The organism is Streptococcus suis (genome assembly GCA_024583055.1).
GTDB classification, from domain to species: Bacteria; Bacillota; Bacilli; order Lactobacillales; family Streptococcaceae; genus Streptococcus; species Streptococcus suis_V.
In genome coordinates this window covers 1,150,868-1,176,794 of record CP102145.1, presented here as the reverse complement: position 1 = coordinate 1,176,794, position 25,927 = coordinate 1,150,868, and the positions used below count along the sequence as shown (strand labels likewise).

The following is a 25,927-nucleotide window of genomic DNA, read 5'->3' as shown; positions in this document are numbered from 1 at the left end:
CCTGTTGTGTTCAAGAATAAATAAATTGCTCAGCGAATTAGGAATAAAATCTAAGTAAATACGACATTGTATGGAAGGATATGATGTTTCCTTAATAACAGTAAACAATGCTAAGGTTGCTTTGAGGAGCAAGTAGCGAGTGTTAAATAAAGTAAAAACCAGCGTCTTAGGCGCTGGCTAGAGAGTTATTATTCAATAGTAAATGGAACGATAGCAGGTTTGGCAGTGAAGCTGAGTGACGGAACGACTTCTAGTTCATATTCTCCCTCTTCGGTAATCGCGAATGCCTGTGAGGCACCTTCAAATGTTCGACCAGCAGAAATAGTGTCAAGTGTTGTTGCAACTGGATAAGATTCCATCTTTTTACCGTTTACATAGAGGGAAATTTCACTACCAATTACATAGTCTTTATCAGAAAGATTTTCTACGTTATATGAGACTACAATAACTTTCAGAGGATCTACTTCTGCAAATTCATTCCGCTCATCTGTATATGAAACTCCCGTAATGGTAATGTTCGCTTCGCCATCGAATGCTAAGGTATCACCGATTTTAAAGTTTGTTTGTTCAGTACTAGATGAACTAGTTTCAGTCACTTCAGGAGCACTAGATGTCTTTGTTGCTTCATTACTGGAACATGCTGTGAGTAAAAGTCCGGTTAAGGCAACTGCGCTTAATAATGTGATGGTTCTTTTCATAAGGAACTCCTAATTTTTATATTTTCTATATTATAGCATATTGTGGATATAAACACAATATTAAAATGTGGGCATTAAACATATAATTGTAACAGAAAGGAGATGGTTACGATTATCAGTTTTGCACCATTGTGGGCCACTATGCGTGAAAAAGATATCTCTCAATACCGTCTCCTAAAGGAAGGTATTGATAATAAAACATTAGATGGTCTTAAGAAAAATAAAAATATTACATTATTAACGTTAGAAAAATTATGTAGGATTCTAGAGTGTACCCCGAATGATATTGTTGAATTTATAGAAGATTAAGGGTGTACAATCTGTATATGTTGCAATTTTTAGACAGATGTCTTTATTGAAAAAATAATTTATCTATATAGTCTCCTAGAAAACAGTCGGCGATGGTCGGCTGTTTTCACATTTTCTATTGATTTAAAAAAGTGGTATAATAGAGCTGATTGACAAGGAGACAGATATGACAGCAGTAGGAGCTTCGGCAGGAAAGATTATTTTAATGGGAGAGCATGCGGTGGTGTACGGTCAGCCGGCCATTGCCATGCCTTTTTCTGCTGTCCAGATTACTGCGACCGTTGCGGCCCAAGGGACTGCTCTATCCGTGACCTGTGATTTTTATCAGGGATTTGTCCACAAGATGCCCAAGATTTGGGAGAGTCTTAAGCACGCCATTCGCTTTTCCCTCTACCGCATCGGAGCACCGACCGACCCGGCCATTCATATCCAGATTAGTTCCACTATACCAGCAGAGCGGGGCATGGGCTCCAGTGCCGCAGTGGCAGTAGCGGTGGCACGCGCCCTCTTTGCCTACTACCAAAAGGAGCTGACCGACAGCGAGCTCTGGGACATCGTCCAGTCCTCGGAAAAGATTGCCCACGGCAACCCCTCAGGCATAGATGCAGCGACGACTAGCGGCAAGTCCCCCATTTATTTCGTCAAAAACCAGCCCATCCAACCTTTGACCCTCAACCTCCAGGCCTATTTGGTCGTGGCTGACACCGGCGTCACCGGAAATACCCTTGAGGCTATCCTTGATGTTGCGACTCTTTTGGAAAATGAGCCAAAGGCCGTTCAGCTAGTGGAAGAACTAGGTTCTTTAACCCAGGCTGCTCGAGAGGATTTAGCCCATGATCAGGCAGAGCTTCTAGGTCAAAAGATGAGTCGAGCCCATGTCCTCTTACAAAAATTAGGCGTGTCAGACCCCAGCCTAGATAAACTGGTCAGCCTAGCCCAGACCCATGGAGCTCTAGGAGCCAAGCTGACCGGAGGTGGACGTGGCGGCTGTATGATTGCCCTTGTAAAAACAGAACAAAAAGCCCAGGAATTGGCCCGCATCCTCGCCCAAGCAGGCGCCAAGCAAACCTGGATCCAATACTTAGGAGAATAAGATGAGCCAGAAAATCGGCATTGCCCGTGCCCATACCAATATCGCCCTGATCAAATACTGGGGTAAGCGAGACAAGCAACTCTTCTTGCCCATGAACTCCAGCCTGTCACTGACCCTGGATGCCTTTTACACAGATACCAAGGTGATTTTTGACAGCGATTTGACGGCTGATGAGTTTTATTTAAATGGAATCTTGCAAGATTCAAAAGAAATTTTAAAAATTTCGCGATTTTTGGATTTATTTTGCGAATATATAGGTGAGAGGACTTTTGCCCGAGTGGAAAGTCTCAATTTTGTTCCGACTGCGGCAGGATTAGCCAGCTCGGCCTCAGCCTTTGCGGCCCTGACCTTGGCTACCGCGACAGCTCTAGGTCTGAATTTGAGTCGAGAGGAATTGTCAACCCTTGCCCGTCGTGGTTCAGGCTCCAGCACCCGTAGCCTTTTCGGAGGTTTTGTCGAGTGGGATATGGGGACAGGTTCGGCAGATTCTATGGCCCATCCCATCGATGATGCGGACTGGGATATTGGCATGATTGTTCTTGCGGTCAATACAGGTCAGAAAAAGATTGCCAGCCGTGAAGGCATGGACCATACGGTCGCAACGTCCCCCTTTTACCAGGCCTGGGTGGACACCGCCCAGGAAGATTTGCAGGCTATTAAGCAGGCTATTGTGGACCGGGATTTTGAACAGGTCGGTCAGATTTCCGAGCATAATGGCATGAAGATGCATGCGACCACCCTGTCTGCCAATCCGCCGTTTACCTATTGGTCGGCAGATAGTTTGCTGGCCCAGGAGGCTGTTCGTCAGGTCCGTGAGGAAAGCGGCCTATCAGCCTACATGACCATGGATGCGGGACCAAATGTCAAGGTTCTTTGCAGAGCCAGTCAAATGGCAGAGCTGGTCGATGCCCTATCTCAGTACCTCCCCAAAGAAAAAATCATTACTAGCCTACCAGGTCCTGCGGCCTATGTTTTGACAGAAGAGGACTGGCAAGGCTCCCAGCAGGCATTTGAAGAGAGGTCTTAGGATGCAGGTACAAGTACAAGCACCAGGCAAGCTCTTTCTGGCAGGGGAATATGCGGTGGTCGAGGCTGGTCAGCCAGCTGTCATTGCGGCAGTGGACCAGTATCTGACCGTGACCGTTCAAACGTCAGACCAGGCCAGTATTCATTCTATCCAGCAGGCAGACCTCTATCTGCCTTGGAGCCGTCAGGGAGCGACTATTGTTACCCATGGGGAAAATCCCTATCCACTGATTACGATGGCCATGCAGGTGACCGAGGTTTATCTGCGGACCAAGGGCTTGGCCTGTCAAGGAGCTTATGCCCTAGACATCCAGTCAGACCTGGACGACCAGGTATCAGGTACCAAGTACGGACTGGGTTCTTCAGGTGCGGTTACGGTGGCGACGGTCAAGGCGGTTTTGGTCTATTACGAACAGTCAGCTGAGCCCCTCTTGGTTTACAAGTTGGCTGCCCTGGCTCAGACCCAGCTGGGCATGACAGGTTCCTTTGGTGACCTGGCAGCTTCTAGCTTTGGGGGACTTGTAGCCTACCATTCTTTGGACCGGGCTTGGCTTTTGCAGGCAATGGCAGAGCAGTCCTTGGAGGACTTGTTAGTCTCTGATTGGCTGGGCCTGAAGATTGAATCTATCCAGCTACCCGCTCCCCTGCAACTCCTGGTTGGTTGGACGGGGTCGGCGGCCTCGACAGACAGTTTGGTCCAGCAGCTGGAAAGTCAGAAAAGCCAGGAGCAGAGGGATCGTATCCATAGCCAGTTTCTGGCCGACTCAAAGGCCTGTGTGGAGCAGTTTATCCTGGCCTGTCAGACAGGACAAGTGGCAGCGGTCAAGCAGGCTGTGGCAGAAAATCGCAGGCTCCTGCAGGATTTTTCAGCTGATATGGGCCTGGTCATCGAGACGCCTATACTGAGTCAACTGGCTAATCTGGCCCAGACTTATGGGGCGGTGGCCAAATCCTCAGGTGCAGGTGGAGGTGACTGCGGCATCTGCCTGGTAGACAGTAGGGAACAAAAAGAGATCATTGAGATGGCTTGGCGACAAGCCGGGATTCTTCCACTCCAACTAAACATCGCCATGCGTGAATAAGGAGATTTTATGTATTATTTTGGACAATTTGGCTTGGATCGTAAGGACCAGCATGTGGGGCTGGCCAACCAGCAGTATAGTAGTCAGTCGGCGTCGGACTTTGCCCAGACTCGTTTTGTGCACCATTCTTTGCCAGAGCTTAAGCTGGAGGATGTGTCCCTTGCAACCAGTGTGGCTAGTTTGGATTTTGCCCACCCATTTTTCATCAATGCCATGACTGGCGGAAGTGAAAAGACTGGGAAAATCAATCAGATGCTGGGGATTTTGGGGTGCTTTGGGAAGATTCCGCTGGCGTCGGGCTCTGTTAGTGCGGCCATTAAGGATCCTTCTGTGGCGGAGACCTTTTCTGTCATGCGTCGAGAAAATCCTCACGGAATCATTTTTGCTAACTTAGGTGCCCACCACGATGTGGACAATGCCAAGCGGGCTGTAGATTTGCTGGAGGCCAATGCCATTCAGATTCATGTCAATGCTCCTCAGGAGATTGTTATGCCAGAGGGGGACCGAGATTTCTCTATGTGGTTGAAGAATATCGAGATCCTGGTGCGAGAGCTGGATGTGCCTGTCATTGCCAAGGAAGTTGGCTTTGGTATGAGCCGGGAAACGGTGGCAAAATTGGCCTCGGTTGGTGTCCAGACAGTTGATATTTCGGGGACTGGTGGGACGGATTTTGCCAAGATTGAGAATGCCCGTCGGGCCTTTCATGATTACGACTACCTGGAGGGTTGGGGCCAATCGACGGTGGTATCTCTGGTGGAGGTCATGTCTCTGCCGGCTGACCGTCGTCCTCAGGTCATCGCCTCAGGTGGTATTAAAAATCCGCTAGATATTGTCAAAGCCCTAGCCCTTGGTGCTGACCTGGTCGGGATGTCCAATCACTTCCTGCAATTTGTAAAAGACGGCAAGGCAGACCGCCTGGAAGAGGCCATGCAGGCTATCGACCGCTACCAGACACAGATTGCGGAAATCATGACCATGCTGGGTGCTAAAACTGTGGCAGACTTGAGAAAGACCGACCTGATTCTAGCACCGGCTGTGCAGAATTGGTGTCAGGCACGTGGTATTGACTGGACGGCCTATGCAAGACGGTCAGCAGAAAAATAATACTCTTAGAAAATCATCTTATCCTTGTCGAGAGCCTTGGTGACTGAAAGACTCGGAGGGAGATAGGCTAGATTGATTTTTATGGAATATAATAGAATAGAAAGGGCTCTTTGTCAACTGTAGTGGGTAGATGAAAAGCTAACACCTAGAGAGGACGAAATTCGTTCTCTCATTTTTGATGTTTAAAGCAATATATATCTTGGTTTTAAAGTTCGTAAAGTTCCTAAAGCCAAACGCTTGCCTCTTAATGTCTTTGATGAGTTTATTGGTCGCTTCCAGTTTAGCGTTGGAATATGGAAGCTCCATGGCGTTCGTGATGTAAGTTTTATATTTTAGAAATGTCTTAAAAACAGTCCTAAAGGTTGAATTGACAAGATTCAGATTGTCCTCTAGAAGCTCGAAGAAATGTTTCGAGTTCTTCTCTTGGAAATGGAAGAGAAGGATCTGATAGAGTTCGTAATAGAATTTCAGTTCCACAGAGAAATTCAATGTCTTCTGGATAACCTCTCTCGGTGTTACTGTTTGCCCGAAAGTGCGGGAAAAGAAGCGATTCAGAGACAGTTTACGGCTATCTTTTTGGAGAATACGCCAGTGATTTTTCATGGATCGATAAGGTAGGGAACGCGTATCGAAAGTCTTCATAATATCAATTCTAGTCGTCATCATAGCACGGCTCAGGTGTTGGATAATGTGAAATCTATCAAGGACAATTTTAGCTCTTGGAAATAGTTGTTTGATGATGGGAATATAGCTACCCGACATGTCCACCGTCACGACCTTGACAGTCTCTCTGACCTCCCTAGGATACTTGTAGAAATAGTTCTTGATGGTGACTTGGCGGTTGTTGTCAAGAATGGTCACAATCGATCTCGTCTCAAAATTCTGAGCAATAAAGGCGAGTTTTCCCTTGTTCCGACTAAATTCATCCCAGCTCAAGACTTTTGGTAATGTCGTAAAATCATGCTCAAATTGAAACTGAGCCAGTTTCCTCTGGACGACCGATACGGAGATATGTAATCTCTTAGCGATGGCTATATTGGTCATGTTTTCTGTATGGAGTTGTGTCACTTTCTTCCGAATAGGTTGGGAAATCTGACAGTTTTTCTTGACTAGAGCTGTCTCAGCTACAGTCACTTTTTGGCAAGATTTGCATTGAAACCGCCGTTTCTTAAGCAAGAGGAGGGTCGGAAAGCCCTGACAATCCAAAATCGGAATCTTTGACGACTTTTGAAAGTCGTACTTGATACACTTTCCTTGGCAATGAGGACAGCTAGGGCTGTCATAATCCAGCCTTGCCCGAATTTCCAGATGGGTCTGATGTTTTAAAACGAAGAGAATTTTGATGTTTTTGTCTTTGATTCCAATTAGTTTTGTGGTATGATAAAGTTGTTCCATATGAGTCTTTCTAATGTGAGTGTGGTTGCTTTTCATTATAGGTCATATGGGACTTTTTTTCTACACTCAAAAAGGCTCCATAATCTCTATAGGGGATTTACCCACTACAGAAATTATAGAGTCATAGAAAGAGGAGCACCTGGCTGAGGTGCTCCTCTTACAATCTTTACTCTGCCAATTGGCCTGCTTGCAATTGGTACATGCGTTGGTAGGTGCCTTCCATGGCCAAGAGTTGTTCGTGGTTGCCCGACTCGATAATCTTGCCCTTGTCCAAGACATAGATGCAATCGGCATCTTGGATGGTGGATAGGCGGTGGGCGATGGCAATGGTGGTCCGTCCTTGACGCATTTTTTCCAGGGAATGCTGGACAGTTTGCTCAGTTTCGGAGTCAATATTGGCTGTGGCCTCATCTAAAATCAGGATTTTTGGCTGGCTGGCCATGGTGCGAGCAAAGGCCAGCAATTGACGTTGTCCAGTTGAGAAGGCGGAACCTTTTTCGGTAACCAGATGGTCATAGCCGTCTGGTAATTTTCCGATAAAGGGAGCAGCGTCCACAAAGCGGGCTGCCTCCTCGACCTGCTCTCTACTGATATCCTGGTACATCTGGATATTGGAGGCAATGGTTCCGTGATAGAGGAAGGGGTCCTGCAAGACCAGACCGATATTTGACCGCAATTCCTGGGCAGGGAAGGTTCGGATATCCTGACCGTCAATCAGAACCCGCCCGGATTCAAATTCGTAAAAACGCATGAAGACGTTGATAATAGACGATTTTCCAGAACCGGTCGCGCCGACAAAGGCGATAGTCTGGCCTTTCTTGACCTGAAAAGAAACCTTGTCAAGGATTTTCCGTTTGCCGTCGTAGGAGAAGGAAACGTCCTCAAAAGCGATATCTCCCTGGCTGATACGGGCTCCCTGGTCAACCTGCAGGGGTTCCTCAATGGTCTGGTCCATAAGGGTAAAGACACGGCCGGCCGAAACCATGGAGGTTTGCAGGGTAGAGAAATGCTGGGTGACCTCCAAAAGCGGGTCGAAGAGGCGGTTAGCATATTGGATGAAGGCATAAATCATCCCAGCAGATACAGTAGCGTCTGACCAGTCCAAGCCGAAGTAGCTAATCAGCAGGGCATAGGTCAAAATCTTAATCAGCGATAGGGCAGGACGGAGGAAGAGACTGTCCAGGGCCATAGACTTGCTAGCATAGGCCAGGTGTTCCTGGTTGATATCCTCAAATTCCTCAGTTAGACGTTTTTCCTGAGAAAAAGCCTGAATAATCCGGATGCCCTCGATAGACTCTGCTAGCTTGCTGTTGATGTTGCTGAGGAGACTGCGTGTCTTAGCGACGACAGGAGCGGATTTTTTGCGGTAAAGATTAACCAGGATGAAGATGACGGGGAGGAAAAGTACCAGCATGGAGGTCAATTTCCAGTCCAGGGCAAACATGGTATAGAGAGTAACCACGATGACAAAGAGGGCTGAAATAAAGCTGGATAGGATTCCTGAGAACATCTCTGAGATACTTTCTGTGTCATTGGTCAGGCGAGACACGATAGAACCGCTCGGTGTTTGGTCGAAATAGGCCATGCCTAGAGTTTGGACCTTGCCAAAGGCATCCCGACGAATATCTCGGACTACGCTATAGGAAACCTTGGCAAACCAAATATTGCCTAGATACTGAAAGAGCATCTGCACCAGATAAAGCCCAAAATAGGCAGCCAGAATCATGGTCCCAGACTGGGAGATATGTCCGATATAATTGTCAATAAAGTGGGAGGCTAGAAGGGGAATGATGCTGCGAACAACAGTCGTCAGCAAGAGAAAGGTCAGGGCTGCAGCAGTTAGGAGCGAGTAGGGTTTGAGATAGGATAGGAGGCGCCAGAAAACGCCTTTTTCTTTTGATTTAGCTTGCATTTTCTTCCTCCATTTCCAGTTGTTGCATCATGTAGGTGTCGTAGTACCAGGCTTGATTTTCCAAGAGTTCCTGGTGGGTACCCCGCTCGGCGATTTTTCCGTCTTCCATAACCAAAATCAAGTCAGCATGGACTACAGCTGAGAGCCGGTGGGCTGTGATGATAGTGGTCTTGTCCAGACGGCTGCTCTTGATATTTTCGATAATAGCATGTTCTGTCTTGGCATCAACTGCTGATAGGGAATCATCCAAAATCAGGATGTCAGGGTTGAGAATCATGGCACGGGCCATGGCTAGACGTTGTTTCTGCCCACCAGATAGGGAAATCCCTTTCTCACCGACCATAGTCGCAAAGCCGTCAGGCATGTCTTCGATGTCTGCATAGACATGGACAGTTTTGGCCGCCTCTTTGATGTGCTGCAATTCCAAATCAGGGTCGCCAAAGCTGATATTGTCCGCAACACTGGCCGCAAAGAGAAATTGGTCCTGGGGAACATAGCCCATAAGGGCACGCAGGTCTGCCAGGCGGTAGTTTTTGATGTCCTGCCCGTTTAGGGAAATAGCACCCTGGTCTACATCATATTCCCGTAGGAGGAGCTTGATGAGACTGGTCTTACCAGAACCTGTTGGACCAACCAGGCCGATAGTCTGACCTTTTTCAATGCTGAAGTGAATATCTTCTAAAGTAGGCTGCTCAGAATCCTTATCGTAAGAAAAGCGGTCGACCTTGTAGGAGATTTGTCCATTTTCTGGTGCTGGCAGAGGCTTGCTGGCCTCTTTTACATCAGAATGAACATCCAGTAAACTCTGGATGCGGTCGTAGGAAACAGCACCACGCTGGGTAATATTAAAGAGGAAACCGATAGCCATGAGGGGCCAGACCAGCAGGTCCAGGTAAGTCATAAAGGTGACCAATTGCCCTAAGGTAACCTGGCCTTGGGCGATGAATTGGGAGCCAAAAATCAAGGTGAGAACATAGGAGAGTCCGACAAAGAAGAGGACAGCTGGGTCGAAGAGGGAATCGTAGCGCATGGTCTTGAGGTTTTGGAGGTAGGCTGCCTGGTTGACCTCTTGAAAGGCCTTGCTTTCCTGCTCTTGGTAGCCGAAGGACTTGGTGACTTTGATACCAGACACAGATTCCTGGACCTTATTGTTCAGCTCTGAAAAGGCAGCTTGAGAGGCCTTGAAATTTTCATGAGTGCGGCGGCCCAGATAGCTGGTCGTCATAGCCATGAAGGGCAGGGGCAGGATAGCTACCAGGGTCATTTGCCAAGAAATCAGAAAACTCATGGTTACCAGGGTCACCACAGCGGTCACGGTCGCATCGACGAAGGACATAACACCGCCTCCTGCGAGACGGGTCAAGGCATTGATATCATTGGTGGCATGGGCCATGAGGTCACCGGTCCTGTGATTTTGGAAAAATGAGGGCGACATATTCATAAAATGCTCAAAGAGGCGAGCCCGCATAATTTTTCCTAGACGAAAAGAGGTGGCCAGGATATTCATTCGCCAGACATAGCGGAGGGCGTACATGCCAAAGCCAGATAGGATAAGCCCCAGAACGCCCAAGAGGAGTCCCTGTCCTGTCAGTGCACGGCTGTCGATTTTGTCAATGATTTCTCCCATAATATAGGCCGGCAGCAGGTTGAGGAGACTGACCAGACACAGAGAGATAATGCCAAGGAGGTAGCGCTTTTTCTCTAGCTTAAAAAACCACCAGAGTTGTTTGACAATTTTCATAATCATCCTTTCTTTTATTTCATAGAATTTGGGCAAAATAAAGGTTGGATATCCTTTCTAAGACTCCAACAGATAGTTCCTGTTTTTTAGTTAGAGATTGAGGTAGCGTAGCAAACTCCGTTTATTTGCGTTATAGGCTCCGAACCGGTCATAACGAATGATACGGACTCTGTTCGCTCCCTCTCCAACTTCCAACAGTCTCTCCCCAGACTGTGGAGTCATACAGGTTATAAATGTACATTCCAGTGTAACATACTATTCAGAAAAAGGAAAGTAAGTAGCCATGAGGACTGTTTTTTGAGATTGTCCTTGTCTTTCAGATAAACTGGAGAGGCGAACATTTCGAGGTCAATATGTCCTAGCAATTCCGTTTTCCTCTTATTTGTGGTAAAATAGGAGAAAATTTTATGAGGTAGAAACATGAAAGCAATTGTTACTGTTGTAGGAAAAGATAAGACAGGTATCGTGGCAGGTGTTGCAAGCAAACTTGCGGCCTTGGGGCTCAATATCGATGACATTTCACAGACCGTTTTGGATGAGTATTTTACCATGATGGCGGTGGTATCATCAGATGAGAAGAAAGATTTCACTCAGTTGCGTTCGGAGTTGGATGCCTTTGGTCAAAATTTGAACGTGAAAATCAATATTCAAAGTGCGGCCATTTTTGATGCTATGCACAACTTGTAAGGAGAGATTTCATGGATATTAGACAGGTTAGAGAAACCATTGAGATGATTGAGGAGCAGAATTTCGATATTCGGACCATCACCATGGGGATTTCCCTCTTGGACTGTATTGACTCGGATATCGACAAGGCTGCTGAGAAGATTTATACAAAAATTACGACCAAGGCCAAGAACTTGGTGGCTGTTGGTGATGAGATTGCGGCTGAGTTGGGGATTCCGATTGTCAACAAGCGCGTGTCTGTGACGCCGATTTCCCTGATTGGTGCGGCGACAGATGCGACGGATTATCTGCCTTTGGCTCGTGCCTTGGATAAGGCTGCCCATGAGATTGGTATTGACTTTATTGGTGGATTTTCAGCTTTGGTGCAAAAAGGCTATCAAAAAGGTGATGAAATCCTTATCAACTCTATACCGCAGGCATTGGCCCAAACAAACAAAGTCTGCTCGTCGGTCAACATTGGCTCGACCAAGACGGGTATCAATATGACGGCTGTGCGGGACATGGGACGGATCATCAAGGAGACGGCGGAGGCTTCTGATATGGGGGCGGCCAAGCTGGTAGTTTTTGCCAATGCGGTTGAGGATAATCCTTTCATGGCGGGTGCCTTCCATGGTGTCGGCGAGGCGGATGTGGTCATCAACGTCGGCGTGTCTGGTCCTGGTGTGGTCAAGCGTGCCCTTGAAAAAGTGCGTGGTGAGAGCTTTGATGTGGTGGCGGAGACCGTCAAGAAGACGGCCTTCAAGATTACCCGTATCGGTCAGTTGGTCGGAAATATGGCCAGTGAACGCCTGGGTGTCAAGTTCGGTATCGTGGACCTGTCCCTTGCTCCGACTCCGGCCGTTGGCGATTCAGTAGCACGAGTTTTGGAGGAAATGGGCTTAGAAACCGTTGGTACGCACGGAACGACTGCTGCCCTTGCTCTGCTCAATGATGCAGTGAAAAAGGGTGGGGTAATGGCCTGCAACCAAGTTGGCGGCTTGTCAGGTGCCTTTATCCCTGTGTCTGAGGACGAGGGCATGATTGCGGCGGTGCAAAATGGCTCCCTTAACCTTGAAAAATTGGAAGCTATGACGGCTATCTGTTCTGTTGGTTTGGACATGATTGCTATTCCAGAAACAACGCCAGCTGAGACCATTGCGGCTATGATTGCGGATGAAGCGGTTATTGGGGTTATCAATCAGAAAACGACTGCGGTCCGTATTATTCCGCTTGGAAAAGAAGGGGACATGATCGAATTTGGTGGACTACTTGGAACGGCTCCTGTCATGAAGGTCAATCAGGCTTCTTCTGTGGACTTTATCAACCGTGGTGGACAGATTCCAGCACCGATTCATAGCTTTAAGAACTAAAAACGTAGACCGATTGCCACAAGCAGTCGGTTTTTTGTTATACTATATAGTAAGAAATGACAAGGAGAATGCTATGGCAGACGTAAGATTATATATTTCTCGACATGGGAAAACCATGTTTAATACCATCGGGCGCGTGCAGGGCTGGTGTGATACGCCGCTGACCAAGGCTGGCGAGGAAGGAATTCGTGAATTGGGCTTGGGGCTCAAGGATGCGGGCCTTGATTTTAAACTAGCCGTATCCAGTGACCTGGGTCGAACCGTTCAGACCATGACCATCGCCCAGCGTGAGTTGGGAATTTTGGGAAAAATTCCTTATTACCAAGACAAGCGTATCCGTGAATGGTGTTTCGGCAGTTTTGAGGGCATGTATGATGCTGAACTTTTCCAAGGTGTCCTACCTCGTTTGAAAGGGACAGTTGATGCGACGGGTATGTCCTTTGCGGAAATCGCAGCAGGTATCCAAGAGGCAGACACCGCTGGCTGGTCAGAATCTTGGGAGGTCTTGAGCAATCGTATCTTGACTGGTTTTGAATCTATCGCCCAAGACTTGGAAAAACAAGGTGGAGGCAATGCCCTTGTGGTCAGTCACGGTATGACTATTGCAACATTGGCTCATTTGTTGGAGCCAGAGCGTGGTGCTAATATTTTCCTTGATAACGGCTCAATCACCGTTCTCAAATATGAAAATGGCAAGCTCTTGATTGAAGCAGTTGGGGATATGTCCTACCGCCAACGTGGAGCAGAATTGATTGCCCAAGGGAAATAAATGTGAAATGAAAACATGTATGTCATACGTTTTTTCTGATGTGTGACATACATGTTTTTTATATATGAAATCTAAGTTACATCATTTTAACTCTTTCCTGCTGAAAATAAAGTAACTCAGATAGAGATATAGTATAGCAGCCATGAAGCTAACACCCATGGATAGCCTTGAAATATTTTCCCCTTGTTGGAGGGAAAGGAATAGAAAATAATCTGTTGGTAATTTCATATGGAGTAGATTACTAGTAATGAGGTTGGAGATATTGTCAAAAAGAAGGCTAATTAAACTAAAGGCAAGATAGGCTTGATTGACCTTATTGGACTTGACAAATATCAGGATGGATAACAGAGAGATACAGATAAATAAAGGTGTTTGAGCAATGAAACTTTGTATTATTACTGCAACATCAACAGGATCACCTAGAAGTAAGCCAACACTGCTACTCAATAAATAGGCTAGAAGGATATAAGCGAGATCAAGCACAAGGGTTGCTAAGACTTTATAGAAAAATACTCCTTTTCTTGTTTGTTGCTTGATAATAATATGATTGATGGTACGGTAAGTAAAATCTTCTCCAAAGAATATGTTGGCTGGAACGATAAAAAATAGTGTGATAAATTGAGAAAGCAATTGAATAAGAGAGCTAGTGAAGTCTTCGTTGCCATGCAACAAAAAAGCGGATAAAAAGGACAGTAAAGCCAATATTCCCAATGAAATCGTTAATCTCTGTTCTTTTTGAATCTTAAATAAATCAGCTTTAAAGTAATGTATCATGCTCTTCTCCTTCTTGAAGCAATGTCAGATAATAATCTTCAAATGACATTTGTTGTTTAAAAATTTCTTTGACCTCAATCTCATGGTTTATCAAGAGATGAATGAGGCTCATAACATTCGTATCTGATGACAGACTGATATAATCCTTATCTATTTTGTAAGCGATGCCCTGCGCTTCAAGGATAGTAAAGGTCTTAGGATGGTTGTTCGTTTGTAGATAGAGTTGTTCCGCTAAGGTTTGTTCAAGTTCTCTTTTTGAGAATTCTTTGACAATAAGGCCTTTATGCATAATAATGTAGCGATCAACTACCATCTCAAGCTCTGATAGGATATGACTGGAGATAAGGATGGTCATCCCATATTGATTGCGAAGATTTAAAATAATGCTTCTCATTTCTTTGATTCCAACAGGGTCAAGACCATTAATCGGTTCGTCTAGGATTAAAAAATCAGGCTTATCTAGAATAGCTAAGGCAATAGCTAAACGTTGACGCATTCCCAGTGAAAAATCTTTAGATTTTTTCTTAGGATCCACATCCTCTAAACCGACAATTGCTAATGTCTCTAAGATTTTTTCATCCGCTTGCTTGAGATTTAATTGCAGAGCCATGTAACGAAGATTATCGATCGCAGATAAATTGGGTTGTAGAGCAGGGGATTCAATTAAAGCTCCAATACGACAATCTTTTGAACTATTAATGGTACCTGAAGTTTGGGAAATGAGGCCCGATAACATTCTGAGAAGCGTTGTTTTCCCAGCACCATTTTCACCGACTAAGCCACAGATTTCCCCTTTATTAATAGTCAAGGAAACCTGCTGAACGGCCTTTTGTTTCCCATATTGCTTTGATAATTCTTGGGTAGATAAGAGAGATGACATAACTACCTGCCTTTCTATAAAAAAATAATAAATCTATGATATACTAGATTCAAAAGTTAGCAAATTTTGTTACATAAATGTAACGCGTGGAGAATATAATGGGAACTTACGGAAAAATTTTTAAACTCATTCGTGAATCAAAAAATATGTCTCTAAAAGAAGTGGCAGGGGATTTCGTGACACCTGCTCAGTTATCACGCTTTGAAAATGGAAAGAGTAATCTTTCTGTAGATACATTTTTTAATTGTTTGAGACGGATGAATGTGGTAGAGGGCGAATTTTCTACCCTCTACCAGTCCTACTTTCAGATAGATAATTTGTTTTCATCAGAGCGATTTGTCCGTGCAGTTTATAGTCACAATACTCAGTATATGGATGATAGAATTTTGTACCATCAAGCAGAGTATGATAGGGATGGACGTCAGTTTGATAGGGTAATGGTCGCGGCCTTTCATATATTCAAGCAGCAATGGTGCGATCCTGATTATGATGTTTCTGAGGATGAAAAAGCTATTCTATCGGACTATTTAATGTCCATAGATGATTGGGGGAAATTTGAACTCTGGATTTTCGGAAATTGTAGCAGAGGTCTTCCTAGCAAGATGTTGGAAGTTCTGGGAATGGAAGTTCTCAATCGAACAAAGTTTTATATGGATATCAAAGAAAACAGAGATAATGTCTATAAGATGCTCATCAATATTTCGAGTAGTTTGTTAGATAGGGGAGAGGAGATTGCTGCGATTCGCTTTCTCAAAATTCTTGACTCTGTCAATATCATGGAAAAGAATATGCGGGATCGCTTGCTGCTTAAGCTCCTAAAAGCACGCTTGTCCTACATGAATGGAAATGATGGTGGCCTAGAAATAATGAAGGAATGCCTGCATATTGCCAAATTTTTAGATTGCTATGATTTAATCCACCAGATCAATAAGGAAATTGAGAAAGTTACAGATATGTAATGAATTTTAAGTGGCTCGTCATTTCCTGTAAGATAATACTTGTAAGTTTTACAACTTTACAAAACAATGTTTAGAAACTGTATTCACAAGAAAAGTGCTTTTAGAGAAGAGATGTTTTTTCGCTAATCAAGGCAGTTTTTTGAGGGAATACTAACTGTATTTTGAAAAAAATGAGCGGTGAGTAGCTGAAAAACTAGCCTTAGTTAGAAGTGCTGAACTGTGAATACAGGTTTTTAGTTATCTTGGAGGAAATAATGATGAAGAAATTACTTGTTTTAGGTGTTCTTGCAATGCTAGGTTTTGTAACTTTTGGGCTTCTAACAACTAATAGCAGTTCAGCAAGTGCTGAAACGGAGGGCAAGGTAGTTCTGTTTGGAAAAGTCGATTTTTCAGACGATGAAGAACAGGACACGGATGAGGAAAGGGAAGAAGTAGCGACGGAGAGCGATGATGCTAGCTGGCTTGAAAACTTTATCACGACACATAAAACACCATTTTCTAAAACAATCAAGAAATGAAATCAGGGAGGATTCTCTGATTTTTTTCTTGACAAGTGTATCGAGATGCGATACACTTTATATATCGAAGTCCGATGTATCGTAGTGCGAAAGGAGTTTTATGAACGATAAGTTAAAACGGGTCTATGTTCCGATGACAGAGACAGCCTTCTATATTCTCTTTCATTTACAGGAAGAACGGCATGGCTATGATATTACCCAGAAGACCAAGGAAGTCACGGCAGGTCAGGTCGTGATTAGCCCTGGAACCATGTACGGCACCCTGTCGAAAATGGAAAAGGACGGCTTGATTCGGTTTGTCAGGGAAGAAGACAAGCGGAAGTTTTACCAAATAACAGAAACAGGTCGAGAAATCCTAGACATAGAATTGGCTCGGATTGAACGGCTCTATCGAAATAGCAAGGGGGAAGGCTATGGAAACTAAGACAGAAATTCATTTTTTCTTCTTGCCTGATTTTGAAAAGGAAGAACATTATTTGGTAGAGCAACATCGTCAGGGATGGAAATTTCAAAAAAATAAATTTGGCTTTTTCTATATCTTTGAGAAATGTCAGTCTGAAGAAGTTATCTATCAACTGGATTTTAAGCCCAATGGTCAGGATAAGGAGGGATACCTCCAGATGTTTGCAGATTATGGCTGGGAATATGTCGGTGACTGCAATCATTTTTCATACTTTAGAAAGAATGAGAGTTTGGGAGAAGTTGAGCTTTATAGTGACCGTCAAAGTAAATTCGAGATGATTGACAGAATTATTACCAGACAGTTTCTACTGGCCAGTTCCTTGTTTGTTTTCTTTATCTTGCTATTTTATGTCTTGAAGTTGCCTGTTGTTATGATTGGTATGGCAGTTGCTGACTTACCAGTTTTACTCTATTGTTCTATCGGCTTGATGCGTTTGCGTCAGAAGTATAAGGAGATTGGAAAATGACAAAACAAAAACGTATAGCAACCCTCATCAATGCTCTTGCAATCTTTGCAGTGATTTTTCTAAATCGGAATAGTTTTATCAGCTTGATTGCTATTACGCTGATAATGATTTTAAATTTTTGGAATTTAATTGATATGAAGGAAGAAAAGTAAATCGAAAATTTTTGTGGAAAAGGACTTTTATCATGAGGACAATCCACCATTCTAGGTCCTCAGACTGATTTTTAGCACTCTAAGCAAAAGAGTGCTAATTTTTTGATTTTTTCTCTTGACAATACATTTTTTCGGCGTATAATGAGAGTATATAGTTTAGCACTCGATATGTCAGAGTGCTAAAGTTAAAAATCAATCGTGTTCATGAAAGGAGCGGAGATGATTACCCAACGTCAAAATGATATTTTGAATCTGATTGTTGAATTGTTTACGCGCCATCATGAGCCAGTTGGTTCTAAGGCCTTGCAGGAAATGATTGCTTCAAGTTCGGCTACCATTCGTAATGATATGGCTAAGCTAGAGCAGTTGGGCTTGCTAGAAAAGGCCCACACGTCAAGCGGTCGGATGCCCAGTCGGGCTGGTTTTCAATACTTTGTCAACCACTCGCTCAATCTGGAACACATCAATGAAGAAGATGTTTATCAGGTGGTCAAGGCCTTCGACTTTGAAGCTTTCAAGCTGGAAGACATCTTGGAGCGGACAAGTCAGGTCCTAGCGGATTTGACAGGCTACACCTCGGTCATTTTAGATGTGGAGCCGACCAGTCAGCAGCTGACTTCCTTTGACATCGTGCAGCTCAGTAGCCACGATGCTCTGGCAGTCTTGACTCTGGACCAGTCCAAACCTGTCACCGTTCAGTTTGCTATTCCTAAAAACTTTTTGGCCAGGGACTTGGAGGTGCTCAAACGCTTAGTTGATGAGCGCTTCGTAGGACAGACAGTCTTGTCCATTCACTACAAGCTACGGACGGAGGTTCCCCAAGTGGTGCAGCGTTACTTTGCCACGACGGACAATGTCTTGGATCTCATGGATTACATCTTTTCCAATCTCTTCCAAGAATCAGTCTTTATCAGTGGAAAGGTCGCATCGCTGACCTATGGCAACCTCGCCACCTACCAACTCTTGGATAGCCCTCAATTATTGGCCCCAGAGTTGCGACAGGGCTTGGATTCCAACCAGCAAACTAGTATTTCCGTGGCGGAACATAGAGAACCTGCTCTTGCAGATGTGACGGTCATTCATCATTGCTTTCCAATCCCCTATCGGGGCATGGCCCAGATGAGTTTGCTCGGTCCTGTTGACATGGACTATCGTAGGCAGATGAGTTTGATCAATATCATCAGCCGCGTCCTATTTATGAAATTAACCGATTACTACCGATACTTAAGTAGCAATCACTATGAAGTCAATTAGAAGGAGAATGCTTTGTCAGAAGAAATCAAAAATGAAGAAATTGTTGAGGAAGTAGCAACAACAGAAGAAGTTGTCGAAACTCCTGAAAAATCAGAATTGGACTTAGCAAATGAGCGTGCAGAGGAATTTGAAAACAAGTACCTCCGTGCCCATGCTGAAATGCAAAATATCCAACGCCGTGCCAACGAGGAACGCCAGACCATTCAGCGTTACCGTTCGCAAGACTTGGCCAAGAAAATCTTGCCGAGCTTGGATAACTTGGAACGTGCCCTTCAAGTCGAAGGATTGACAGAAGATGTCAAAAAAGGCTTGGAAATGGTACAGGAAAGCTTGATTCAAGCCCTCAAAGAAGAAGGGGTGGAAGAAGTCGCAACAGATGTCTTTGACCCAAATCTTCACATGGCCATTCAAACCGTTCCAGCCACAGACGACTGCCCAGCAGAACACATCGCACAAGTCTTCCAAAAAGGCTACAAGTTGCATGAACGTCTGTTGAGACCGGCTATGGTAGTGGTGTCAGAATAAATGATAGAGCTACGCGAAATCAGCGATGAAAATTTTCACGATTGCTTACATCTAGATTCTGGCTTATCTAACGAAGATTATGTCGATTCAGTTGAGTTTTCATTGGCAGAAGCTTGGAGCCTTCGACCATTCTCACATCCGAAAGCTATTTATAATGAAGGTGAATTGATAGGCTACGTTTCGCTTTACTGCAAAGACAGCAATGGTGAAATCATCAATTTCTTAATTGATAAGTATCATCAAGGAAAAGGATTTGGCAGAAAAGCAGCTGAAGTCTGCATAGACTATCTGAGCATAGAGCACAGCCTAGCTCAAATTTCTCTACCAGTTCATAAAGAACATTTGGAAGCTAGAAATTTCTGGAAGAAATTAGGCTTTCAAGAATCAAACAACATTGAAGATGACTATATCTTCATGCGTCGAACAACCTGACCGAAATGTCGTTAAACTATGAAATTGTAAACAAAGACAGGCCTTAGGCTTGTAGGCTGGCGAACATCGTGAGCCCATTTGATACTCTCCGCCGTGGCGGTAGATACGCAAAGTTTGAGACAATTGGCTCAAACTTTAGTCAAAGAGACCGCAAAAGCGGGCTCTGACGGCGTCGCCACTTAAGGAGAGTATCACTAAAAGAAATAAAAAAAGAGGTAAATCATATGTCTAAAATTATCGGTATTGACTTAGGTACAACAAACTCAGCAGTTGCAGTTCTTGAAGGAACTGAATCAAAAATCATCGCAAACCCAGAAGGAAATCGCACAACTCCGTCTGTTGTGTCTTTCAAAAATGGTGAAATCATCGTTGGTGATGCGGCAAAACGCCAAGCGGTAACTAACCCAGATACCATCATCTCTATCAAATCAAAAATGGGAACTTCTGAAAAAGTTTCAGCAAACGGTAAAGAATACACACCACAAGAAATCTCAGCAATGATTCTTCAATACTTGAAAGGCTATGCTGAAGAGTACCTTGGTGAAAAAGTAACCAAAGCAGTTATCACTGTTCCTGCTTACTTCAACGATGCACAGCGTCAAGCAACCAAAGACGCTGGTAAAATCGCTGGTCTTGAAGTAGAACGTATCGTCAACGAACCAACCGCAGCAGCCCTTGCTTACGGTTTGGACAAGACTGACAAAGACGAGAAAATCTTGGTATTCGACCTTGGTGGAGGTACTTTCGACGTATCTATCCTTGAGCTCGGTGATGGTGTCTTCGACGTACTTGCAACAGCAGGTGATAACAAGCTCGGTGGTGACGACTTTGACCAAAAGATTATCGACCACATGGTAGCAGAATTCAAGAAAGAAAACGGTATCGACTTGTCAGCTGACAAGATGGCCCTTCAACGTTTGAAAGATGCGGCTGAAAAAGCGAAGAAAGATTTGTCAGGTGTAACATCAACTCAAATCAGCTTGCCGTTCATCACTGCAGGTGCAGCAGGTCCGCTTCACTTGGAAATGACATTGACTCGTGCGAAATTCGACGAATTGACTTACGACCTTGTAGAACGTACAAAAGTTCCTGTTCGTCAAGCTCTTTCAGATGCAGGTCTCAGCTTGTCAGAAATCGACGAAGTTATCCTTGTCGGTGGTTCAACTCGTATCCCAGCCGTTGTAGAAGCTGTAAAAGCTGAAACAGGTAAAGAGCCAAACAAATCTGTAAACCCTGATGAAGTTGTTGCTATGGGTGCGGCAATCCAAGGTGGTGTCATTACTGGTGATGTCAAAGATGTTGTCCTCCTTGATGTAACACCATTATCACTTGGTATCGAAACAATGGGTGGCGTATTTACAAAACTCATCGACCGCAACACAACTATCCCAACTTCTAAATCACAAGTCTTCTCAACTGCGGCAGACAACCAGCCAGCTGTTGACATCCACGTGCTTCAAGGTGAGCGTCCAATGGCAGCAGACAACAAGACTCTTGGTCGCTTCCAGTTGACAGACATTCCAGCAGCACCTCGTGGTATTCCACAAATCGAAGTAACATTTGACATCGACAAGAACGGTATCGTTTCTGTAAAAGCCAAAGACCTTGGTACACAAAAAGAACAAACTATCGTTATCCAGTCTAACTCAGGTTTGACAGACGAAGAAATCGACCGCATGATGAAAGATGCAGAAGCAAATGCGGAAGCAGATAAGAAACGTAAGGAAGAAGTGGATCTTCGTAACGATGTTGACCAAGCAATCTTTGCGACTGAGAAAACGCTGAAAGAAACTGAAGGCAAAGGCTTTGACGCAGAACGCGACCAAGCCCAAGCAGCTCTTGATGAGTTGAAAGCAGCCCAAGAAGCGAACAACTTGGACGACATGAAGGCTAAACTTGAAAACCTCAACGAAAAAGCTCAAGCCCTTGCAGTGAAACTCTACGAGCAAGCTGCAGCAGCACAACAAGCAGCTGCAGGCCAAGAAGGTGCCCAAACAGCTAACAATGCAGGCGATGATGTTGTAGACGGCGAGTTTACTGAAAAGTAGTACTCTTCGAAATTCTTCACTAGGCTTCGTTAACTCTCCTCGATGAACTCCAGTTCAATCTTCGTCCAGTTGCCTAGCCTAGTCTTGAATTTCATTGAGTATCTAGAACAAGGAAAGTTATCTTTTTACCGAAGTTCTTAGCTCGAACTCAGTTCTCATCTTCTCGAGAATAGAAATCATTATTAAGTCAAAATTCCAATCACAGAGGTTGCAACCCAGCCTCTGTTTTTGGGTAATGTGCGTCAGCAAGAGCGACCAGGGGTCGCTAAAACGATAGTTACCGCCGCTGTGGTATTTCGGGAAGTTTCAATACCTTAGGCTTGAAACTTAGCTAGAGAGATTTTTGAGACTTAGGGAAGAGGTTTTATTGGCAACAAAGTTGACAATAAGAAACCTCTAGCCATAAGCGAGGAAAAGCTCACAGCGTCCCCGCAGCCTAAGGCAACTATCAAAAATAAAAGATAAGGTATCTTATATGAACAATACAGAATACTATGATCGTCTCGGCGTCTCTAAGGACGCCTCACAGGACGAAATTAAAAAAGCTTATCGTAAGCTATCAAAAAAATATCACCCAGACATTAACAAGGATGCTGGTGCGGAAGATAAATATAAGGAAGTTCAAGAGGCCTACGAGACCTTGAGCGATCCTCAAAAACGTGCCTCTTATGACCAATTTGGTGCGGCTGGAGCCAATGGTGGCTTCGGCGGTGGCGGATTTGGTGGCTTTGACGGTGCTGGTTTCGGCGGTTTCGAGGATATCTTCTCTAGTTTCTTCGGCGGTGGAACTGCTCAACGTAATCCTAATGCACCTCGTCAGGGAGATGATTTGCAGTACCGTGTCAATTTGAAATTTGAAGAGGCTATTTTCGGTGCTGAAAAAGAAGTTTCCTACAACCGTGAGGCAACTTGTCGTACCTGTACTGGTTCGGGTGCCAAACCTGGGACCAGTCCTGTAACTTGTGGACGCTGTCATGGCTCTGGTGTTATCAATGTTGATACACAGACACCACTTGGAACCATGCGCCGTCAGATGACCTGTGATGTCTGTCACGGTCGTGGCAAGCAGATTAAGGATCCGTGTACGACCTGTCGTGGAACTGGTCATGAGAAACAGGCTCACACTGTTACGGTCAAGGTTCCTGCAGGTGTCGAAACTGGTCAGCGTATCCGTCTGGCTGGTCAAGGTGAAGCTGGATTTAACGGAGGCTCTTACGGAGATCTCTATGTAGTCGTTCAAGTCGAGGCATCGGATAAATTTGAGCGTGAAGGTACGACCATTCTTTACAAATTGGACCTCAACTTTGTTCAAGCTGCACTAGGTGACACCGTCCATGTGCCAACGGTTCATGGTGATGTGGATATGGTTATTCCGGAAGGGACCCAGACAGGCAAGACCTTCCGTCTTAAAGGCAAGGGTGCGCCAAGTATCCGCGGGGGTGCCATGGGTGACCAGTATGTCACTGTCAATGTAGTGACACCAACAGGGCTCAATGACCGCCAGAAAGCAGCTTTAAAAGATTTTGCGGCAGCAGGCAATATCAATGTTCATCCGCAGAAAAAAGGCTTTTTCGACAAGGTCAAGGATGCTTTTGAAGATTTATAAGAGAGATTGGATTGGCACTGCCAGTCCTTTTTCTGTATCATACTCAATGAAAATCAAACTGTGAAAGCCAATCAACCACTGTGTTAAAGTGTTTTTACTGTTCAAATAATGTGAGGTTGGATGTTATATCAAACCTCTTTTTCTATATCAGTATTTTTTTCAAATAGCTCCAACAGTCTTATGGTAAAATAAGAGCATTAGTGGAAATGAAAGGGATTACGGATGGACAAGTGGTTGACTGGTCTTGAGCTGAAAAAATACCAGGACCGTTCGGGTCTGGCAGGGAGTAAGCAGGGCCCTTTGGTCTGGACAGAAGTCTTTTTGCGCGAGGTCAATCAACAGACCCAGCAAGGTATTCTGCACTACTGGCCCATGGATACGACGGTCATATTGGGCATGATGGACAGTCAGGTGCCGGACTTGTCGGCTGGTCTGGCTCATATTAAACAGGCTGGCTACAGCCCTATTATCCGTAGTCTGGGTGGTTTGGCAGTGGTGGCTGACCAAGGCGTACTCAATCTGACCTTGATTTTGCCGAATGCTCAAGGGCATCAGGTCAACCTCCACAAAAGCTATCAGGTCATGGTGGACTTGATTAGCCAGTCTTTGGCGGATTTTCCAGTTCAAGTGGAGAGTGGCGAAATAGCGACTTCCTACTGCCCAGGCACCTATGATTTGTCTATCCAGGGGCGGAAGTTTGCTGGTTTGGCCCAGCGGGTCTATAAGCAGGCCATTGCTATTTCAGCCTATATCAGTGTTCATGGCAATCAAGCAGCTCGAGGCCAGCTGGTGGCTGATTTTTACCAGGCGAGTAGTGGTGGCCAACCGATACCAGACCGCTATCCCCAGGTCAATCCAGATTCTATGGCCAATCTCTCAGACCTGGTTGGTCGTGAATTGACAGTCGAGGATATGCAGAAGCGAATTGAGGTCGTCCTAGAGAGAAATGGTGCTAGGCTTTCAAACTATTATCCCTCGTCGGACAATATGGCTGACTTTATGGACCTGGGACGAGGAATTAAGGAGTTTCAGGAGAAGTATGGCATATAGTCGTATCAAGTTTTGCCCTCAGGCTAGCTAGCAGCTCTGCTATTTACAAAAGAGAAAGGTATAGATATGGAATGGATGGATGCGACAGCTCAGGCTCAGGCTGTCAATGGTGGACAGGTTTCGGCCAAGGAACTGGTCCAAGAGGCTATCGAGAAGATAGAGGTGCTAAATCCGCAGTTTAATGCGGTGGTCTACACCCAGTATGACCAGGCTCTAGCTGAGGCAGAAGAGCAAGATTTTTTGGGTAAACCTTTTGCTGGGGTTCCTTTGCTGTTAAAGGATTTAGGGCAAAATGAAAAGGGGCATCCCTCTTCAGCGGGTTCTAGATTGTTTCAGGGTTATTCGGTCGGCCATACGGATAGTTATGTGCAAGCTCTCAAGGACCTGGGTTTTATTATTCTGGGTCGGACCAATACTCCGGAGTTTGGCTTTAAAAATATCTCGGATGCTCTGGTCCATGGTCCGGTCAATCTCCCATCAGATGTCAAGCGCAATGCTGGCGGTTCAAGCGGAGGAGCAGCTGCAGCCATGGCTTCTGGAATGGTTAGCATTGCGGCAGCATCGGACGGTGGTGGTTCCATTCGGATTCCCGCGTCTTTCAATAGTTTGATTGGTCTCAAGCCCAGTCGTGGGCGCATTCCTGTCGGTCCCAAGTCTTTCCGAGGTTGGCAGGGGGCTTCTAGCAACTTTGCCTTGACCAAGTCCGTGCGGGACACCAAGCGGCTGCTTTATCATTTTCAAACCTATCAGGTTGAGGCGCCTTTTCCCTTGGCAACCCTGTCGGAAGAGTCGATTTTCAGCTCTCTTAATTGCCCTTTGAAAATTGCTTTTACCAGTCAATCCCCTATTGGTAGCAAGGTTAGTCTGGAAGCGCAGACGGCGGTTCTTCAGCTGGTCGACCACCTTCTAGGGATGGGTCATCAAGTGGAGGAATTACAGCGACAGCCCTTGGACGGGAGTGAAGTGATGCAGTCCTATTATATTATGAATAGCGTAGAGACTGCTCAGATGTTTGATGAAATTGAAGCGGCTTTTGGACGCCCAATGACTCTAGATGACATGGAGCCCATGACCTGGGCCATTTATCAGAGCGGTCAAACCATACCGGCCAAGCTTTATTCTAAGGTTTTACAGGATTGGGACCGCTACAGTGCCATCATGCAGGAATTTCACCAGACCTACGACATTCTCCTGACTCCCACGGTGGCAGATGTGGCTCCTCTTCATGGTCAATTTCAGCCGTCTGTTGATTTAGAAACTCGCCTCAAGCAGACACAGGAATATTCAATGGCTGCTCAGCAGGACTTGATCTGGGAGATGTTTGCGGACAGTCTCGCTCTTACTCCCTTTACGCAACAGGCCAATATTACAGGCCAACCATCCATTAGCTTGCCGACGCATGTTACCAAAGAAGGCCTACCGATAGGGGTCCAATTGACAGCAGCTAAGGGCCGAGAAGATATCCTTTTACAGCTAGCGCAGGACTTGGAAGATGCTCATTTGTTTAGAATGTAAATGGCTACAAAAAACGGTACCAAATTCTTGCCAAATCTTTTTCAAAATGTTACCCTATTAAAGTTGGTGGGTTAACACCAGAAATAAAGAAAAAGGAAGTTTGTCACTTCCAGAGGAGAT

26 protein-coding genes are annotated in these 25,927 nt (G+C 45.1%); 20 read left to right on the top strand and 6 right to left on the bottom strand.

Annotated features, from left to right (window positions below; translation table 11 throughout):
• Positions 1 to 188 precede the first annotated feature (188 nt).
• Positions 189 to 698 carry a hypothetical protein gene (locus NQZ91_05810; GenBank protein ID UUM56925.1) on the bottom strand — a complete coding sequence of 170 codons (510 nt, stop codon included), beginning with the start codon at positions 696 to 698 and terminating at the stop codon, positions 189 to 191.
• A gap of 102 nt (positions 699 to 800) precedes the next feature.
• Between NQZ91_05810 and NQZ91_05805 the strand changes: the two genes are divergently transcribed.
• From NQZ91_05805 to fni, 5 genes are all read left to right on the top strand, one after another.
• Entirely contained in the window at positions 801 to 1,007 is a 207-nt protein-coding gene (locus NQZ91_05805) for a helix-turn-helix transcriptional regulator (GenBank protein ID UUM56924.1), read from the top strand.
• A 166-nt stretch (positions 1,008 to 1,173) separates the two neighbouring features.
• Entirely contained in the window at positions 1,174 to 2,100 is a 927-nt protein-coding gene (gene mvk / locus NQZ91_05800) for a mevalonate kinase (protein UUM56923.1), read from the top strand.
• 1 nt (position 2,101) lies between these two features.
• Complete coding sequence (mvaD, locus tag NQZ91_05795; GenBank protein ID UUM56922.1) at positions 2,102 to 3,127, top strand: diphosphomevalonate decarboxylase; 1,026 nt, start codon at positions 2,102 to 2,104, stop codon at positions 3,125 to 3,127.
• A 1-nt stretch (position 3,128) separates the two neighbouring features.
• Positions 3,129 to 4,208 (top strand): phosphomevalonate kinase, encoded by a 1,080-nt coding sequence (locus NQZ91_05790; GenBank protein ID UUM56921.1) that lies wholly within the window; start codon positions 3,129 to 3,131, stop codon positions 4,206 to 4,208.
• Between the two features lie 9 nt (positions 4,209 to 4,217).
• Positions 4,218 to 5,312, top strand: coding sequence for a type 2 isopentenyl-diphosphate Delta-isomerase (gene fni, locus NQZ91_05785; protein ID UUM56920.1), 1,095 nt, complete (start codon positions 4,218 to 4,220; stop codon positions 5,310 to 5,312).
• Between the two features lie 138 nt (positions 5,313 to 5,450).
• On the opposite strand, the gene NQZ91_05780 is transcribed toward fni, so the two are convergent.
• From NQZ91_05780 to NQZ91_05770, 3 genes are all read right to left on the bottom strand, one after another.
• On the bottom strand, positions 5,451 to 6,707 hold the full coding sequence (locus NQZ91_05780; protein ID UUM56919.1) for an ISL3 family transposase: 1,257 nt from the start codon (positions 6,705 to 6,707) through the stop codon (positions 5,451 to 5,453).
• A gap of 166 nt (positions 6,708 to 6,873) precedes the next feature.
• Complete coding sequence (locus NQZ91_05775) at positions 6,874 to 8,619, bottom strand: ABC transporter ATP-binding protein/permease (protein ID UUM56918.1); 1,746 nt, start codon at positions 8,617 to 8,619, stop codon at positions 6,874 to 6,876.
• Complete coding sequence (locus tag NQZ91_05770) at positions 8,609 to 10,366, bottom strand: ABC transporter transmembrane domain-containing protein (GenBank protein ID UUM56917.1); 1,758 nt, start codon at positions 10,364 to 10,366, stop codon at positions 8,609 to 8,611. The genes NQZ91_05775 and NQZ91_05770 overlap by 11 nt, the downstream gene beginning before the upstream one ends.
• 414 nt (positions 10,367 to 10,780) lie before the next feature.
• Here NQZ91_05770 and NQZ91_05765 point away from each other — a divergent pair, with 414 nt between their 5' ends.
• From NQZ91_05765 to NQZ91_05755, 3 genes are all read left to right on the top strand, one after another.
• Entirely contained in the window at positions 10,781 to 11,047 is a 267-nt protein-coding gene (locus tag NQZ91_05765) for an ACT domain-containing protein (protein ID UUM56916.1), read from the top strand.
• 11 nt (positions 11,048 to 11,058) lie between these two features.
• Positions 11,059 to 12,396: a PFL family protein gene (locus tag NQZ91_05760; protein ID UUM56915.1), complete on the top strand. Its 1,338-nt coding sequence runs from the start codon at positions 11,059 to 11,061 to the stop codon at positions 12,394 to 12,396.
• A gap of 73 nt (positions 12,397 to 12,469) precedes the next feature.
• Positions 12,470 to 13,165 carry a phosphoglycerate mutase family protein gene (locus NQZ91_05755; protein ID UUM56914.1) on the top strand — a complete coding sequence of 232 codons (696 nt, stop codon included), beginning with the start codon at positions 12,470 to 12,472 and terminating at the stop codon, positions 13,163 to 13,165.
• An 81-nt stretch (positions 13,166 to 13,246) separates the two neighbouring features.
• Here the strand turns inward: NQZ91_05755 and NQZ91_05750 are convergent, their stop codons facing one another.
• Together NQZ91_05750 and NQZ91_05745 are read right to left on the bottom strand one after the other, a co-directional pair.
• Positions 13,247 to 13,939 (bottom strand): ABC transporter permease, encoded by a 693-nt coding sequence (locus tag NQZ91_05750; GenBank protein UUM56913.1) that lies wholly within the window; start codon positions 13,937 to 13,939, stop codon positions 13,247 to 13,249.
• Entirely contained in the window at positions 13,923 to 14,819 is an 897-nt protein-coding gene (locus NQZ91_05745) for an ATP-binding cassette domain-containing protein (protein ID UUM56912.1), read from the bottom strand. The genes NQZ91_05750 and NQZ91_05745 overlap by 17 nt, the downstream gene beginning before the upstream one ends.
• Positions 14,820 to 14,917: 98 nt before the next feature.
• Between NQZ91_05745 and NQZ91_05740 the strand changes: the two genes are divergently transcribed.
• The 12 genes from NQZ91_05740 (at position 14,918) to NQZ91_05685 (ending at position 25,807) form a co-directional block, all read left to right on the top strand.
• Positions 14,918 to 15,778: a helix-turn-helix domain-containing protein gene (locus NQZ91_05740; protein ID UUM56911.1), complete on the top strand. Its 861-nt coding sequence runs from the start codon at positions 14,918 to 14,920 to the stop codon at positions 15,776 to 15,778.
• Positions 15,779 to 16,032: 254 nt separating this feature from the next.
• Positions 16,033 to 16,296 (top strand): hypothetical protein, encoded by a 264-nt coding sequence (locus NQZ91_05735; protein UUM56910.1) that lies wholly within the window; start codon positions 16,033 to 16,035, stop codon positions 16,294 to 16,296.
• Positions 16,297 to 16,396: 100 nt separating this feature from the next.
• On the top strand, positions 16,397 to 16,720 hold the full coding sequence (locus NQZ91_05730) for a PadR family transcriptional regulator (protein ID UUM56909.1): 324 nt from the start codon (positions 16,397 to 16,399) through the stop codon (positions 16,718 to 16,720).
• Entirely contained in the window at positions 16,710 to 17,225 is a 516-nt protein-coding gene (locus NQZ91_05725) for a DUF2812 domain-containing protein (GenBank protein ID UUM56908.1), read from the top strand. The genes NQZ91_05730 and NQZ91_05725 overlap by 11 nt, the downstream gene beginning before the upstream one ends.
• A complete protein-coding gene (locus NQZ91_05720) occupies positions 17,222 to 17,377 on the top strand; it encodes a hypothetical protein (protein ID UUM56907.1) in 156 nt (51 codons plus the stop codon). Before NQZ91_05725 ends, NQZ91_05720 begins: the two co-directional genes overlap by 4 nt.
• 219 nt (positions 17,378 to 17,596) lie before the next feature.
• Positions 17,597 to 18,631 (top strand): heat-inducible transcriptional repressor HrcA, encoded by a 1,035-nt coding sequence (gene hrcA, locus NQZ91_05715; protein ID UUM56906.1) that lies wholly within the window; start codon positions 17,597 to 17,599, stop codon positions 18,629 to 18,631.
• A 12-nt stretch (positions 18,632 to 18,643) separates the two neighbouring features.
• Positions 18,644 to 19,156, top strand: coding sequence for a nucleotide exchange factor GrpE (grpE, locus tag NQZ91_05710; GenBank protein UUM56905.1), 513 nt, complete (start codon positions 18,644 to 18,646; stop codon positions 19,154 to 19,156).
• Complete coding sequence (locus NQZ91_05705) at positions 19,157 to 19,588, top strand: GNAT family N-acetyltransferase (protein UUM56904.1); 432 nt, start codon at positions 19,157 to 19,159, stop codon at positions 19,586 to 19,588.
• A gap of 224 nt (positions 19,589 to 19,812) precedes the next feature.
• The gene (gene dnaK, locus NQZ91_05700; GenBank protein UUM56903.1) at positions 19,813 to 21,636 is read left to right on the top strand and encodes a molecular chaperone DnaK; all 1,824 of its coding nucleotides are present in this window, start codon (positions 19,813 to 19,815) and stop codon (positions 21,634 to 21,636) included.
• A 475-nt stretch (positions 21,637 to 22,111) separates the two neighbouring features.
• Positions 22,112 to 23,242 (top strand): molecular chaperone DnaJ, encoded by a 1,131-nt coding sequence (gene dnaJ, locus NQZ91_05695; GenBank protein UUM56902.1) that lies wholly within the window; start codon positions 22,112 to 22,114, stop codon positions 23,240 to 23,242.
• A 222-nt stretch (positions 23,243 to 23,464) separates the two neighbouring features.
• The gene (locus NQZ91_05690) at positions 23,465 to 24,292 is read left to right on the top strand and encodes a lipoate--protein ligase family protein (protein ID UUM56901.1); all 828 of its coding nucleotides are present in this window, start codon (positions 23,465 to 23,467) and stop codon (positions 24,290 to 24,292) included.
• 66 nt (positions 24,293 to 24,358) lie between these two features.
• On the top strand, positions 24,359 to 25,807 hold the full coding sequence (locus NQZ91_05685) for an amidase (GenBank protein ID UUM56900.1): 1,449 nt from the start codon (positions 24,359 to 24,361) through the stop codon (positions 25,805 to 25,807).
• Positions 25,808 to 25,927 lie beyond the last annotated feature (120 nt).